Below are 14,894 nucleotides of genomic sequence, written 5' to 3' on the forward strand. Positions count from 1 at the left end.
GTCTGGGTGACCAATGTCGAGAGCACCTATTACATCATCGGCACGGCCGCCGGCCCGCACCCCTACCCCGAGATGGTGCGCGACTTCCAGTCGGTGATCGGCCGGGAGGCCAGGGAACAGATCATGGCGGCCGAGGGGCGGCTGCCGGACATGCTGGTGGCGGCCGTCGGCGGCGGCTCGAACGCGATCGGCCTGTTCCATCCGTTCCTCGACGACAAGCAGGTGCGGATGGTCGGCGTCGAGGCGGGCGGCAAGGGGCTGGTGACCGATGCCCATTGCGCCTCACTGACGGCGGGCTCGCCGGGCGTGCTGCACGGCAACCGCACCTATCTTCTCCAGGACGGCGACGGGCAGATCGAGGAAGGCCACTCGATCTCCGCCGGCCTCGACTATCCCGGCATCGGCCCGGAACATTCCTGGCTGAAGGACACCGGCCGCGTCGACTATGTGCCCGTCACCGATGGCGAGGCGCTCGATGCGTTCCAGCTTCTGTGCCGGACCGAGGGGATCATTCCGGCGCTGGAGCCCAGCCACGCGCTCGCCGAAGTGGTCAAGCGCGCGCCCGAAATGGGCAAGGAGCAGATCGTCGTCATGAATCTGTGCGGCCGCGGCGACAAGGATGTCTTCGCCGTCGGCAAGGCGCTCGGCGTCGCGCTATGAATCGGCCTTGAGACCGGATAGGCTGGCGCCATGAACATCATGGTCACCGAGATCTATGACGCGCTGATGAGCGCGAACGCCGACGAGGACAAGGCGCGCCGCGCCGCCGAAGTGCTGGCGACGTCGGACGCCGAGCGCAAGCAGCAATTTGCCGAGTTGCGCGAAGACAACCAGAAGATGCGCACCGAAATGGCTGCATTTCGGGGTGAGTTGAAAGCCGAAATGGAGGCGCTCCGGGGCGAGTTGCGCGGCGAGATCTCGGCACTGGACACCAAGATGACCGGGATTGAAGGCGCGCTGAACACCGCAATGTCGGACCTGGGCAACAGCCTGCGCGGCGAGATGTCCGCATTGAACGCCAAGGTGACCGGGATTGAAGGCGCGCTGCGCACAGAAATGGCCGCGTTGCGGGGGGAGCTGAAGCTGATCAAATGGATGATGGGCGCATTGATCGCGCTCATTGCGGCCGTCTTTGCCCGTACATTGTTTCTTTGAGCGCGAAGCGGGGACAGGAGGACGGCAGATGTCCGATTGCGGCCGGCCTGCCTGACATGTAAAGGCCCAGCACCATGACCGATTTCTTCGATCTCAAGGCCGTTCTCGTCAACCGCACGCCGAGGCTGGCCGCGCATGGGCCGGGCCACGCCGATGCCGGCCGCGCGCGTTTCGATCACCCGGAGGTGCCGTCTTGAGCGCGATCACCATCTATCACAACCCCGCCTGCGGCACCTCGCGCAACACGCTGGCGATGATCCGCGCCTCGGGCGAGGAGCCCGAAGTGATCGAATATCTGAAAACGCCGCCGGGCCGCGACAGGCTTGTGGAACTGATCGCCGCGACCGGCCTGCCGGTACGCAAGGTCCTGCGCAGGAAAGGCACGCCCTATGATGCGTTGGGGCTCGACGATCCCAAATGGAGCGACGACCAACTGATCGATTTCATGGTGGAGCACCCGATCCTGATGAACCGGCCGATCGTCGTTGCGCCGCTTGGCACCGTGCTGGCCCGGCCGTCCGAGACGGTGCTCGATGTTCTGCCGGACGCCGGCAGGGCCGGCGCTTTCGTCAAGGAAGACGGCGAGATGGTGCCGGTGCGCGCCAGGCAGGGCCAACGATGACCGCCAGCCGATTCGATGCGCTGTTCGCGCGGCTCGTGGACGAGGGCCGCCCGGCGCTCGTCACCTACTTCATGGGCGGCGACCCGGACCATGACACGGCGCTCGCCATCATGAAGGCGCTGCCCGGGGCGGGCGCCGACATCATCGAACTGGGCATGCCCTTTTCCGATCCGATGGCCGACGGGCCGGCGATCCAGATGGCCGGGCAAAGAGCCCTGAAGGGCGGGCAGACGCTGGCCGGGACGATCGCCATGGCGCGCGCCTTCCGCCAGTGCGACGCCGATACGCCCATCGTCCTGATGGGCTATTACAACCCGATCTACATCTATGGCGTCGCGCGGTTCCTGGCCGATGCGAAGGTTGCCGGAATCGACGGGCTGATCGTCGTCGACCTGCCGCCGGAAATGGACGGCGAACTGTGCCTGCCGGCGCTCGATGCCGGCGTCAGCTTCATCCGCCTGGCGACGCCGACCACCGACGACAGGCGACTGCCCGCCGTCCTCGCCAACACATCGGGCTTTGTCTACTATGTGTCGATGACCGGCATCACCGGCTCGGCCATCGCCGACACGGGCGCGGTCGCCGCCGCGGTCAAGCGCATCAAGGGCCATACGCCGCTTCCCGTGTGCGTCGGCTTCGGCGTCAAGACCGCCGAACAGGCCGCGCTGATCGGCCGCGACGCGGACGGCGTGGTGGTCGGCACCGCCATCGTCAACGCCATTGCCGGATCGCTGGACGCCCAGGGCCGCGCGACCGCCGATACGGTCGCCGCGGTCGCGACGCTGGTGCGCGGCCTTGCCGCGGGCGTGCGTTCGGCCCGCCTTGAAGCGGCCGAATAGATCGGCCACATCCGGGCGCAAAGGAGTTCGCCGTGAACTGGATCACCAACTATGTGCGCCCCCGCCTCAACTCCATGCTGGGGCGCCGCGAAACGCCCGAGAACCTGTGGATCAAATGTCCGGAGACGGGCGAGATGGTCTTTCACGCCGATGTCGAGGAGAACCAGTGGGTGATCCCCGCCTCGGGCCACCACATGAAGATTTCGGCACGCGAGCGCCTGGGGCATTTCTACGATGAGGGGGCCTTCGAGGAACTGCCCAACCCCGAGGTGGCGCAGGATCCGCTCAAGTTCCGCGACCAGAAGAAATATGCCGACCGGCTGCGCGAGAACCGGCTCAAGACCGGCCTTGAGGATTCGATCGTCAACGCCACGGGCACGCTGGAAGGCATGCGGATCGTCACCACCGTGCACGATTTCGCCTTCATGGGCGGTTCGCTCGGCATGGCGGCCGGCGAAGCGATCATCCGTGGTTTCGAGACGGCCATAGACAAGAAATGCCCGATGGTGCTGTTTGCGGCGTCCGGCGGCGCGCGCATGCAGGAAGGCATCCTGTCATTGATGCAACTGCCGCGCACGACCGTCGCGGTCGAGATGCTCAAGGAGGCGGGCCTGCCCTATATCGTGGTTCTGACCAACCCGACCACGGGGGGCGTGTCGGCCTCCTACGCCATGCTCGGCGACATCCATATCGCCGAACCGGGCGCCGTGATCGGCTTTGCCGGCGCGCGCGTCATCGAGCAGACCATCCGCGAGAAGCTGCCCGAAGGCTTCCAGCGCGCCGAATATCTGCTCGACCACGGCATGGTCGACATGGTGGTGCCGCGGCCGGAACTGCGGCCGACCGTCGCGCGCCTGCTGCGGATGCTGACCGGGCAGGATGCGTCGGTCGAGAACGGGCCCGCCGAGCCGATGGTGATCGAGCCGCCCGAAACGGCCCCGCGGCCCGAAGCCGAGGCCGCACCCGCCGAACCGGCGGAAGCCGAGGCGGCCGCTTCCGCGCCGGCCGACATGGCACGCAAATCCTCTTCCGGCTTCTGACGGAGCACGGACCGTGACCCAGCATGATTCAAACCCGCCGGCGGCGGGAGCCGACTTCATGGCGCCCGACCGGGCAAGCCGCGCCATCGACGCGCTGATGGCGCTGCACCCCGCAGGTTTCGATCTGACGCTCGAACGCGTGCGCCGCCTGCTTGCCGCGCTCGGCGACCCGCACGCGGCGTTGCCGCCGACCATCCATATCGCCGGAACGAACGGCAAGGGTTCCTGCGCCGCTTTCTGCCGGGCGCTTCTGGAAGCGGGCGGCCACCGCACCCACGTGCACACCTCGCCCCACCTGGTGCGCTGGCACGAACGCTTCCGCATCGCCGGTGCGCTCGTCGACGACGCCGTGCTGGCCGGGGCGGTCGCGCGCGTGGCCGCCGCCAATGACGGCGCCAAGATCACCGTGTTCGAGATCCTGACGGCGGTCATGTTCGTCCTTTTCAGCGAGAACGAGGCGGACGCGGCGGTCATCGAAGTGGGCCTTGGCGGCCGCGCCGACGCGACCAACGTGATCGAGCGGCCCGCCGTCAGCGTCATCATGCCGATCGGTCTCGACCATCAGGCCCATCTCGGCGACACGGTCGGCCTGATCGCCGGCGAGAAGGCAGGCATCATGAAGCCGGGCGTTCCGGTGGTCATCGCCGCCCAGCCCTATGCGGAGGCGCGGGAGGTCCTGGCGGCGCGCGCCGAAGCGCACGGCTGCCCCGCGCGTCTCTATGGCGAGCACTTCATCGCCTTCGAGGAACATGGCCGCTTCGTCTTCCAGGACACCGAGGGCCTTTTGGACCTGCCGCTGCCCGCGCTGCGCGGCCGGCACCAGCTCGCCAATGCGGCTGTGGCGATCGCGGCGCTGCGCGCCGGCGGGTTCGTCATTACCGAAGCGGGCGCCGAGCGGGCGATGCAGGCGGTCGACTGGCCGGCGCGCATGCAGCGGCTTGCAAACGGCCATTTGACGGACATCGCCCCGCAGGGCGCCGAGATATGGCTCGACGGCGGACACAATCCGGACGGGGCGGCCATGGCCGCCGAATTCCTCGCCGCGCGCGAGGAAGAGGTCGAACGGCCCCTGTTCATGATCACGGGGATGCTCGAAGCAAAGGACGCGGCGGGGTATCTGCGCGTGTTCGAGGGGCTGGTCCGGCACGTCTTCACCGTGCCGGTGCCCGACAGCGAGGCCGGCCGCGATCCTGGCATGCTCGCGGGCCAGGCGCGCGAAGCGGGACTTTCGGCGGAACCGATGGACGATGTGGCGTCGGCCCTGCGCCTTATCGCCGAAAGCTGGAACGGGCTCGAACGGCCTCCGCGCATCCTGATCGGCGGCTCGCTCTATCTTGCCGGCGCCGTTCTGCGCGAGAACGGCACGCCACCCGCCTAGAGCGGTTTGTCATCAAGGACACCGTGACGGCTGTCCTTTCCGGAAATCGGTTTGACCAAAGGGGAGCTGGGCTGTAATCGATAATTGAACTGTTGGGGTGCCCGTACGGGCTGAGATGCGGCGACGCAAACCCATTGAACCTGAACCGGTTAGGACCGGCGTAGGAAACAGCACATGGACGCCCATATCCACATCGCTTTTGCCTGCATGCCCGGCCTGGTCCGCACCAGAGGGGTATGCGCATGGTGGCCAACGCACTGACGATGGCCGGCCCGGATTCGGGCGGCCTGATCACCTATGACGCAGCCAGTTTGCGCTTTGGCGGATTTCGCTTCGATGGCGCATCCGACCCCCCGCCAGCCACCACCTTCACCGCGCCGTCTGCGATAGCGCCCGGCGATTTCCTGCCCCGGCCAACGGGCCGTGCTGGCGCGCCGGTCGGGCCTGGCATGCGGCCGAACGGCTTTCGCGACATTGGAACGGGAAGACCAGGCTTCCCGCTCCTGGAGACGGATCCACGAGATTAAGGAGAACTTTCGTGAAACATCTGCTGACTGCCGCCGGCCTCCTGCTGGCGACGCCCGCCATGGCGCAGGACAAGGTGACCCTGCTGCTGGACTGGTTCATCAACCCTGACCATGGTCCGATCATCGTGGCGGAGGAGTTGGGCTATTTCAGCGATCAGGGCCTTGAGGTGGAAATCATCCCGCCCGCCGATCCGTCCGCGCCACCGAAACTGGTGGCGGCGGGTCAGGGCGACATCGCCATAAGCTACCAGCCAAGCCAGCATTTGCAGGTGGCCGAGGGCCTGCCGCTTATCCGGGTCGGCACGCTGATCGCGACACCGCTCAATTGCCTGTTGGTGGTCAAGGATGGCCCGATTCAGGAGATCAGCCAGCTGAAAGGCGGCAGGATCGGCTTCTCGGTCGCCGGGATCGAAGAGGCCGTCCTGACGGCGATGCTGGACCGGCACGGGGTTGGCCTTGATGAGGTGGAGATGGTGAACGTCAACTTCTCGCTTTCGCCTTCGTTGATGTCGGGCCAGGTGGATGCGGTGATCGGCGCCTACCGGAATTTCGAACTGAACCAGATGGAAATCGAAGGTGTCGAAGGCCGCTGCTTCTATGTCGAGGAAGAGGGCGTGCCGACCTATGACGAACTGATCTATGTCACCAATCCCGACCGCATGGACAAGGATCAGATCCGGCGCTTCCTGCGCGCCACGGAACTGGCCACCCAGTATATCGTGAACAACCCCGACAAAAGCTGGGAGCTGTTCAAGAATTATGCACCGGAACTCGATGACGCGCTGAACGCCAAGGCCTGGGTCGACACACTGCCGCGCTTTGCCTTGCGGCCCGAGGCGCTGGACGAAGGCCGTTATGCGCGCTTTGAGCGGTTTCTGGCCGACAGCGGCCTGATCGAAGGCACACGGCCCGTGTCCATGCTCGCCGTCGATCTGGGAGCGGAAGAATGAGTTTCGGTGCGACCTTCACCGCCTGGCGGGACATGACACCCCAATGGTCTGCCTATGCCAAGCACCGCTTCGTACGGGGGCTGGGCGACGGCAGCCTGCCCCGCGCGGCGTTCGTGCACTATCTGCGCCAGGATTACGTCTTCCTGATCCATTTTTCGCGCGCCTGGGCGCTGGCGGTCACCAAGGCCGACACGGTCGAGGAGATGCGGCTTGCGGCGGGCACGGTCAACGGGCTGATCAACGGGGAGATTGCATTGCACATCAAGACCTGCGCCAAAGCGGGTATTGATGAGGCAGATCTGTTTGCCACCGAAGAGCGGCCGGAAAATCTTGCCTACACGCGCTATGTGCTCGATGCCGGCCATTCCGGCGACCTGCTGGATCTGCTGGCGGCACTGGCGCCTTGCGTGATGGGCTATGGCGAGATCGGGGCGGCATTGGCTGCCTCGTCACGCTCGGATACCTATGCCGGCTGGATCGCGACCTATGCCGGCGACGACTATCAGCAGGTATGTCGCGATGTGGGCGCATTGCTTGACGGTGCGGTAGCGCGACGTCTGGGCGATGATCCGCAAACCAGTCCCCGCTGGGCGGCGCTGCACAAACGGTTCGCCACGGCGACAAGGCTGGAAGTGGGCTTCTGGGACATGGGGTTGTCCCCTTGACCGCGCTTTCGCTGTCCGGATCGGCCTCGATCGACGGGGTACCCATTTTCACCGGGATGGATTTGACGCTTGCGCCCGGCCGGTGGACCTGTCTGCTTGGCGCCAGCGGGGTGGGCAAATCCACCGTTCTGCGGCTCTTTGCCGGCTTGGATGATGCGATCGAACTTGACGGCACGATTGAAGGCGCGGGCAATGTCGCGCTGATGGCGCAGGACGATCTGTTGCTGCCTTGGCTGACCGCTTTGGACAATGTCCTGATCGGCGCGCGGCTGCGGGGCGAGGCGCCGGATCCAGCGCGCGGCGCGCAGGTCCTGTCGCGTGTCGGACTTGCCGGTCATGCAGACAAGAAACCGGGCAGCCTTTCGGGCGGGCAACGGCAACGCGTGGCTCTGGCGCGCACGCTGATGGAGGACCGCCCGGTCGTTCTGCTGGATGAGCCTTTCTCCGCGCTCGACGCGCTGACCCGCCTGCAAATGCAGGATCTGACGGCGGAGCTTTTGTCCGGTCGGACCGTGCTTTTGGTGACCCATGATCCCGGCGAGGCGGCGCGGCTCGGACAGACGATCGTGATCATGGCCGCCGATGGCCTGCTGGATGTGCCGGCACCGCCCGGAACCATCCCCCGCCCGGTGGACGGTGCCGATGTGCTGCGAACACAGGCGGACCTTTTGGGCCAACTGAGGAGACAGATATGAACGCGACCGAGTTTCTCAGATCGCAGGTTGCCGAAGAGTGGCGCGCCGCGACGACGCACGCCTTTACCGATGCGCTGGCAGACGGGTCGCTGGATCGCGAAAAAATGGCCGGATACCTGCAACAGGACTACCAGTTCGTCGATGGCTTCGTGCGGCTGCTGGCCTGCGCGGTGGAACACGCGCCCAGCCTTGCCGACGCGGTGCCGGGGGCGCGGTTCCTGGGCCTGATTTGCGGGCCGGAGAACACCTATTTCCTGCGTGCCCTCAAGGCGCTGAACGTGCCGGAAGCCGCCACGCCCGCCCCCGAAACGCAAGCCTTTCAAGCGCTGATGACCGAGGCGCGCGCCTCGGGCCGTTAGGAGATCATGCTTGCCGTGCTGGTCGTGGCGGAATGGACCTATCTCGAGTGGGCGTCCCCCTTCGAGAAGCGCGCCGGTGACCTGCCCTTCTGGCTGGGTGAGTGGATCACGCTGCATTCGGGAGCCGACTTCGCGGACGTGGTGGATTATCTGCGCGGACAGCTTGACGCTGTATGGGAGGGTCTGGACGACGCCGAGCGCAGCGATGTCGCAGCGGCATTCTCGCGCGCCGTCGCCTTGGAGCGTGCCTTCTTCGATGCCGCCTGGACCGGGTTCAGGGTGCAGCGGTGACCGGGTGGCGGGCAGGTATCGCGGCGACGCTGCTGGCGCTGGCCGTCTGGCAGGCGGTGGTCTGGCTCACAGGCGTTGCGCGGTTCATCCTGCCGCCGCCCGCCCTGGTGGCGGAAACCATCTGGAACAGCCGCGCGCTTCTGGCCGGCCATGCGGCCATCACCGTGGCAGAGGTGCTGATTGGCCTCGTTCTGGGCGCGATGCTGGGCTTTGCCTCGGCCATTGCGCTGGCCGCCTCCCCCATGGCGCGGGCGCTGGTGCGGCCAATGCTGGTGCTTAGCCAGGCGGTGCCGGTCTTTGCGCTGGCACCGATCCTGACGCTCTGGCTGGGCTTCGGGCTGTGGTCAAAGGTCGCCATGGCGCTGCTCATCATCTATTTCCCGGTGACCTCTTCGTTTTTCGATGCTTTGATACGCACCAATAACGACTGGATCGGCATGGCCCGTGTCATGGGCGCGCGACCCTGGCGCATCATGTGGCGCATCCGCATTCCCGCCGCCCTGCCAGGCTTTGCAAGCGGTCTGCGGCTGGCCGCGGTCTACGCGCCCATCGGTGCGATCATCGGGGAATGGGTCGGTGCCTCACGCGGGCTGGGCTATCTGATGTTGCTGGCCAATGGCCGGGCCAAGACCGATCTGATGTTCGCTGCGTTGATCGTGCTGGCGGTACTGACCATCGTGCTCCATGCGGGCGTGAACAAGCTGTGCGAAAGAACGCTGGACCGAAAGGCGACATGAGGGGCGCCCTTGGCATCATAAAGGTTTTGGTCGAGCAGCCGACAGTTGTGGGATGAGACCTGCTTGGGGGCGCGATCCTAAATCTCTGTGCGTCTAAAGCGGTCTGCGTGCCCCCCAATTCATGGAAAACGCTTTATCTCCTTGATTTTTCGCGTTTTCGAAGCGCGAAACCGCATGCACTTTCACTGAAAACGCTCTAGAATCGCGAGGTCAAGGACAGGCTGATCTCGCGCCCCGACCCATACGAGCAGACGAACTCGGTCTGACATCCGGTCACATGACGTTCATCTGTCAGGTTGGCCGCCACAAGATTGAGCTGCGCGCCATTGTCGAACGTGTAGCGCGCAACGGCGTCAAACAGCGTATAGTTGGACACTTTGAGCGTGTTCGACGCGTTTGCAAAGCTCTCACCGCGATGGCGTACGCCCAGACCGGCCGAAAACCCGTCAAGCGCGCCGAAAAAGTCATATTCCCCATACAGCGAAAGCTCCATTTCGGGAATGAGCGTCGGCGACTTTCCGACAAGGCTCGCATTGGAATCCCTGGTGATTTCGGCGTTAAGGAACGTCGCCGCGCCGGCCAGGCTGAAGCCGTTGCCGAAATCGTAGCGTCCTTCAAGCTCGGCGCCTTGAACGCGCACTTCGCCCAACTGATCGAAATTGGGGAAAACGCCGGTGACCACATTGGTCTGGTCGATCCGGAAGATCGCGCCGGCCAGCGAGAAGTTGCCCCCTTCGGGCGCCCATTTGAACCCGGCCTCGACCTGCCGGCCGCTTTGGGGCTCTGTGACCCCGTTGGCCGGCGACGCGATCAACGGATCAAAGAAGCTCGAAAGCGACACATAAGGCGTAAAGCCGCCGGCGAACGCATAGGCGAGAGCGCCCCGCCAGGAGGTCTCGCTGTCGTGCCGGTTGAAGGCTCCCCCGCCATCCTGTTCGGTCTGCACGAAATCATGGCGCAAGTTGAGCGTTGTGATCCATCCGCCGCCAAATCGGATCTGGTCCTGGACATAAAGGCCGATCTGGCTTTGCGTGGTCACCGCATCCTGATAGGGCGCGCCAAGCATGGGCGTGCCGGGCGCGACGGTGTTGATGACGCTGTTGGAGCCGGAGCCGACGGCCTGCGTCTCGTCCAACCAATAGTAGCGGGCATCGAGACCGAACAGGAGGTCATGCGTCAATGCGCCCGTTTCGATTTCGCCGTAATAGCGCAGATCGGTCTGCGCGGTGCGAACCTGCGTGTCGTGTTCGAAGCCAAGCAGGCTGAGCGTTCCGACCGCATCGGTCGGGCTCGCCGAAAAGCCGGTATAGCCGAACGGGTACCAGTAGCTTTCCTTGACGTCGGCAACGCCGACGCGACCGATGCCGGTGAACGTGAAATCATTGTCGAACTGGTGTTCGACGATGAGTGACGCGGTGCCCTGGCGCCGCGAATAGCTGTCCCAGTCGGGATCGGAGAAGTTTGCGTCCGGATCGATGAAGCCGAACTGGGCGGTCGGAACGACCGTGCCCTGATAGGGCAGGAATGTGCTGCCCGTGTGCTGTTCCTCGGCGAAATGGAAATTGGTCAGAAGCGTCACCTCGGTCCCGTCGCCGACGACGAAACGGGCGGACGGCGCCAATGTGCCGCGCACCCCGTCATTGAAGGCATCGTACTTGTCGCCGCCTTCAAGTCGGCCGGTGACGCGATAGGAGCGATCAGCGTCCAGATCGTCGCCATAGTCGAACTCGATCCAGCCCGCCACGGCATCGTTTGCGCCAACGGTGAACTCGCGAACGCGACCGCCCGGTCGTTTCGAGACATAGTTGACGATCCCGCCGGGGTTCGAGCCGCCGTAAAGCGCCGAAGACGGCCCCCGCAGGACCTCGATGCGCTCAAGCGTGTACGGGTCGATGAAGAACGAGCCGAAGGCGAAAGACAGGTTCTGCGCATTGTCGAGGAACACGCCGGTCTGGTCCGCCTGGAAACCGCGCACGCGCAGCCAGTCATAGTCGCTGTCATTGCCGAACACGTCCGTGGTCACGCCGGCCGTGTAGCGCAGCGCCTCGCTCACCCGGCGCGCCTCGAAGCGCTCGATCTCCTGGCGGCCAACCACCGTCAGCGACTGCGGCACCTGGGTGACGTTGATCGGGATTTTCGAGCCCGTCACGGTCAGCGGGTCGCTCTCGCCGTCCACCGGCCCGGTCGCATCCTCCTGCGTGCCCAGAACGATCCTGTCCAGTTCGATCTCCGACTGCGCGACGGCCGGCGCGGCGGCGATCACGGTCAACAGGCCCACCGTCGTCGAAAGCGTCAATCCAGCGGCGTCAATCTTCATTGTCTTCGTTCTCTTGTGAAATCGGCAGCGCGGGCGACCGCCATGTCTGGCCGCCCCGGCGCGCGGTGCTTCCGTGAAATTCGATCGTCACGTGAATGGGCTGTAACAGGCAGCCTTGAGAAGCGTCTTGAACAATTGAGCCGGCGCGGCGCGGTCAGTGTTCTTTCATCCAAACGCCCGGCGCGCATCCGGTCGAGGATTTGAAGGCACGGTTGAAATGGGCTTGGTCGGAAAAACCCGTCGCGCTTGCGACCTGGGCGAACGGGACACCCGCCTGCATCATGGTCTTGGCGCGGTCGATCTTCAAACCCATCACCCACTGATAGGGCGATTGGCCGGTTCGCTGGCGGAACGCCCGGGTGAGGTTGGTGCGCGACATGCCGGCGATCGAGGCAAGCCGATCGACCGAGATCCGCCGATCGAGATTGTCCATGACATAGGCGCGCAGGCCCTCGTCGAGCGGCACGGCCCGCCCGATGGGGGACCGGCCATGGTGGAACATCTCCAAAATCATGGCGCGGGCGAGCGTTTCGACATGGGACGCGGAGCGGCGGGACCGCATGCACTCGTCAGCCAGCGCATCGGCGATTGCGGACAAGGGGCCTGGATCGGCAAGCAGCAGCGGCGCGTCCAGCGGCGTGCCCCGGTCCACGATCGCCTCCAGCCTTGCGAGCGGCAGATGGATATCGACATGCGCCAGATTGCCCGGACGCCGGGGGCTGCTTCGGACATGAACGCCCGGCGGAATGTAGCAGCAGGCACAATGCTGCAACCATGGTCGGCCGGCCTGGCTTACAAGGATGCCGGCATCCTTCAGGAAAACCACAAAGCGCGGATGTCGCGACATGTAGTTTCCACGCGCCTTGGAATGGGCGCGCACGCTCCAATAGTCGACCGCCATGGTGTCGAAAGCCAGGCTGCGAACCTGATGTATGGGCTCGAAGCCCTCGATGTCAGCCTGCATTCGGGGGTGGAAGGCCACCGGAACACCCCGCTCACAAAATTGTTGACTTTTATGATCAACTTTAACTCACCTGATGGACCGGTTTGTCAAGTTGACGCCCGAGGGATTTTGCCTGCGGATGCCGATTTTGCGCCGGCGCCGGCGCCAAGAAAGATGCGGGGAATGCAATGGGCCCGCCGCGCGCCGGTTTGGAAAAGTGCGTCCGCCGCGCCTTGACACAAGGCCACAAGCCTGCGCGTAGAGCGAGCCGAACGACCGCTGAGGCCCACGCTCACATGCGCTCCAAGTCACGCACCCTGCACCGGATCGCTTTCTTGCTCGCGATCGTTCTGGCCGTGGGCCACATTGTCCCGGCCCATTCTCAAACCTTTGAAATACATCATAGATTTGGATCAACCCAGATTGACGGCACCCCCCGGCGCGTCGTCTCGCTGTCCTATAACGGCCATGACTTCCTTCTCGCGCTCGGCGTCACGCCCGTCGCGCTGCGCCATTGGTACGGCGATCATCCGTTCGGCGTCTGGCCCTGGGCGCAAGCGGCGCTGGGTGGGGCCGAACCGGTCGTTTTGCGCGGCGCCATCGACATAGAGCGCCTCGCCGCCCTCAAGCCCGACCTGATCATCGGCCAATGGTCCGGCATGACGGAAGCCGAGTATCGGTTGCTGTCGCGCATCGCGCCAACGCTGCCTCCCGCCGAGGCGGAAGGCGACTACACCTCCTCCTGGCGCCTTATTCTGTCGCGGCTCGGCATGGCGCTCGGAAGGCAGGCGGAGGCGGAGGCGATTGCCGGGCGGCTCGATCGCCGCTTTGCGCAGATCCGCGCCGCCCGCCCCCACTGGCGCGACAGGACGGCCGTCATGGTTTGGCCGCCGCGCACCGGGGCCTATACGCGCCGCGACCTGCGCGGCCGTTTTCTGGCCGATCTCGGTTTCAAGACGCCCCCGGCGCTCGAAGCGCTCGCCGGCGAACGCGCGTTCCATGTCGAGGTTCCGCAGGAGGACTTGTCGCCGATAGACGCCGATGTCCTGATCTGGCTGCATACGCAAGACGCGCGGCGCATTGTGGACGGCATGCCTCTGAGACCTTCGATGCGCGCCCATAAGGAGGGTCGGGAGATCTTTCTCGACGCGACGCTGACGTCCGCGCTTTCCCATTCAAGTCCGCTCTCGCTCGACTATGCGCTGGACCGGCTGGTGCCGATGATCGAAGCGGCGGTCGACGGTGATCCGGCGACGCCCGTTCCCGACAGCGACGATATGAGGGACATCCGTCAACCATGACCGCAGGACACCGGCCGCGTTGGGCGGTTTTATGTGCCTTGGGAATCGGGGGCGTTCTGGTCGGGGCGCTTTCCCTGCGCTTCGGCGTGCGGCCGTTGGCATGGGACAGCGCCGTTCAGGCGCTTGTCGGCTTCGATCCCGGCGATCCCGATCACATCGCCGTGCGCACCCTGCGCGTGCCGCGCACCATCGCCGCCATCCTCGCCGGAGCGGCGCTCGGCCTTGCCGGCGCGCTGATGCAGGCGCTGACGCGCAATCCCCTGGCCGATCCCGGCCTTCTGGGCGTCAATGGCGGCGCGGCGATGGGCGTGGTCGTCGCCATCTGGGGGTTCGGCGTGACCGGTCAGGCCATGCTGGTCGCGCCGGCGCTGCTGGGCGCGGGCCTTGCCGCCGTCCTGGTGCTGTCGCTCGGCGGCGGCGCGACCGGCCGCGCCGGCGATTCCGCGCGGCTCGTGCTGGCCGGCGCGGCGGTCGGCGCGCTCTTTCTGGCGCTGACCTGGGCGATCCTGATCGTCAGCCGCGAATCCCTCGACGTCTATCGCTTCTGGGTGCTTGGCGGCTTCGGGCAAGTCGATATGGCGCAGCTTTCGGCATTGTGGCCGTTCTACGGCTTGGCCGCTCTTTTCGCCGCCCTTGCCGCCCTGTCGCTGAACCCGCTCCTTCTGGGCGAGGACACCGCCCGGGGGCTCGGCGTTCGCGTCGGCCTGGTCCGCCTTGTGACCCTTTTGGCCGTCATCGCGCTTTGCGGCACGACGGTCGCCCTTGCCGGGCCGATTGCCTTTGTCGGCCTGATCGTGCCGCATCTGGCCCGCCCGCTTGCGGGACCGGACATAAGGTGGCTCGCCGCTCTGTCGGCGGCCATGGGGGCGCTTCTGGCGCTCTCGGCCGACATTGCCGGGCGCCTGGTCCAGCCGGGCCGGGAAATCGAAGCGGGCGCGATGATCGCCCTGATCGGCGGCCCCGCGCTGATCGTGCTGGTCCGTCAGAGACGGGCGGCGCCGATATGACCGCGCTCGTGTTTCGGGCCGGTCCGGTTTCGCTCCGGCTGCCTTGGCGGCTTGTCGCGGTGAACCTT

General features: G+C 65.6%; 17 protein-coding genes and 1 riboswitch. Of the genes, 15 read left to right on the forward strand and 2 right to left on the reverse strand.

Annotated elements, in window-relative coordinates; all coding sequences use genetic code 11:
* The 13 genes from AC5E6L_RS07870 to AC5E6L_RS07930 form a co-directional block, all read left to right on the forward strand.
* On the forward strand, nt 1–660 hold a 660-nt coding region (locus tag AC5E6L_RS07870; protein WP_491772444.1), incomplete at its 5' end, for a pyridoxal-phosphate dependent enzyme.
* Between the two features lie 30 nt (nt 661–690).
* Nucleotides 691–1,155, forward strand: coding sequence for a CCDC90 family protein (locus AC5E6L_RS07875; RefSeq protein ID WP_491229351.1), 465 nt, complete (start codon nt 691–693; stop codon nt 1,153–1,155).
* Nucleotides 1,156–1,229: 74 nt separating this feature from the next.
* Complete coding sequence (locus tag AC5E6L_RS07880; RefSeq protein ID WP_491772446.1) at nt 1,230–1,352, forward strand: hypothetical protein; 123 nt, start codon at nt 1,230–1,232, stop codon at nt 1,350–1,352.
* The gene (gene arsC, locus AC5E6L_RS07885; protein ID WP_491772448.1) at nt 1,349–1,777 is read left to right on the forward strand and encodes an arsenate reductase (glutaredoxin); all 429 of its coding nucleotides are present in this window, start codon (nt 1,349–1,351) and stop codon (nt 1,775–1,777) included. Before AC5E6L_RS07880 ends, arsC begins: the two co-directional genes overlap by 4 nt.
* Nucleotides 1,774–2,616, forward strand: coding sequence for a tryptophan synthase subunit alpha (gene trpA / locus AC5E6L_RS07890; RefSeq protein ID WP_491772450.1), 843 nt, complete (start codon nt 1,774–1,776; stop codon nt 2,614–2,616). The genes arsC and trpA overlap by 4 nt, the downstream gene beginning before the upstream one ends.
* A 32-nt stretch (nt 2,617–2,648) precedes the next feature.
* A complete protein-coding gene (gene accD, locus AC5E6L_RS07895) occupies nt 2,649–3,656 on the forward strand; it encodes an acetyl-CoA carboxylase, carboxyltransferase subunit beta (protein ID WP_491229347.1) in 1,008 nt (335 codons plus the stop codon).
* A 58-nt stretch (nt 3,657–3,714) separates the two neighbouring features.
* On the forward strand, nt 3,715–5,034 hold the full coding sequence (locus tag AC5E6L_RS07900; RefSeq protein ID WP_491772469.1) for a bifunctional folylpolyglutamate synthase/dihydrofolate synthase: 1,320 nt from the start codon (nt 3,715–3,717) through the stop codon (nt 5,032–5,034).
* Between the two features lie 83 nt (nt 5,035–5,117).
* Nucleotides 5,118–5,218, forward strand: a riboswitch (TPP riboswitch).
* A gap of 402 nt (nt 5,219–5,620) precedes the next feature.
* Entirely contained in the window at nt 5,621–6,511 is an 891-nt protein-coding gene (locus tag AC5E6L_RS07905; RefSeq protein WP_491229355.1) for an ABC transporter substrate-binding protein, read from the forward strand.
* A complete protein-coding gene (gene tenA / locus AC5E6L_RS07910) occupies nt 6,508–7,176 on the forward strand; it encodes a thiaminase II (RefSeq protein WP_491229346.1) in 669 nt (222 codons plus the stop codon). The genes AC5E6L_RS07905 and tenA overlap by 4 nt, the downstream gene beginning before the upstream one ends.
* Nucleotides 7,173–7,871, forward strand: a complete 699-nt coding sequence (locus AC5E6L_RS07915) for an ABC transporter ATP-binding protein (RefSeq protein ID WP_491229345.1) — start codon at nt 7,173–7,175, stop codon at nt 7,869–7,871. Before tenA ends, AC5E6L_RS07915 begins: the two co-directional genes overlap by 4 nt.
* A complete protein-coding gene (locus AC5E6L_RS07920; RefSeq protein ID WP_491772453.1) occupies nt 7,868–8,230 on the forward strand; it encodes a TenA family protein in 363 nt (120 codons plus the stop codon). Before AC5E6L_RS07915 ends, AC5E6L_RS07920 begins: the two co-directional genes overlap by 4 nt.
* A gap of 6 nt (nt 8,231–8,236) precedes the next feature.
* Nucleotides 8,237–8,521 (forward strand): TenA family protein, encoded by a 285-nt coding sequence (locus AC5E6L_RS07925; protein ID WP_491772455.1) that lies wholly within the window; start codon nt 8,237–8,239, stop codon nt 8,519–8,521.
* Nucleotides 8,518–9,258 carry an ABC transporter permease gene (locus AC5E6L_RS07930; protein WP_491772457.1) on the forward strand — a complete coding sequence of 247 codons (741 nt, stop codon included), beginning with the start codon at nt 8,518–8,520 and terminating at the stop codon, nt 9,256–9,258. The genes AC5E6L_RS07925 and AC5E6L_RS07930 overlap by 4 nt, the downstream gene beginning before the upstream one ends.
* A gap of 196 nt (nt 9,259–9,454) precedes the next feature.
* Here AC5E6L_RS07930 and AC5E6L_RS07935 read toward each other — a convergent pair whose 3' ends face one another.
* Nucleotides 9,455–11,575, reverse strand: coding sequence for a TonB-dependent siderophore receptor (locus AC5E6L_RS07935; RefSeq protein WP_491772459.1), 2,121 nt, complete (start codon nt 11,573–11,575; stop codon nt 9,455–9,457).
* 154 nt (nt 11,576–11,729) lie between these two features.
* The gene (locus AC5E6L_RS07940; RefSeq protein ID WP_491772461.1) at nt 11,730–12,539 is read right to left on the reverse strand and encodes a helix-turn-helix domain-containing protein; all 810 of its coding nucleotides are present in this window, start codon (nt 12,537–12,539) and stop codon (nt 11,730–11,732) included.
* Nucleotides 12,540–12,853: 314 nt separating this feature from the next.
* Here AC5E6L_RS07940 and AC5E6L_RS07945 point away from each other — a divergent pair, with 314 nt between their 5' ends.
* Together AC5E6L_RS07945 and AC5E6L_RS07950 are read left to right on the forward strand one after the other, a co-directional pair.
* A complete protein-coding gene (locus AC5E6L_RS07945; RefSeq protein WP_491772463.1) occupies nt 12,854–13,819 on the forward strand; it encodes an iron-siderophore ABC transporter substrate-binding protein in 966 nt (321 codons plus the stop codon).
* Nucleotides 13,820–13,857: 38 nt separating this feature from the next.
* Nucleotides 13,858–14,826, forward strand: a complete 969-nt coding sequence (locus tag AC5E6L_RS07950; RefSeq protein ID WP_491772465.1) for a FecCD family ABC transporter permease — start codon at nt 13,858–13,860, stop codon at nt 14,824–14,826.
* Nucleotides 14,827–14,894 lie beyond the last annotated feature (68 nt).

Source organism: Roseitalea sp. (genome assembly GCF_984466335.1).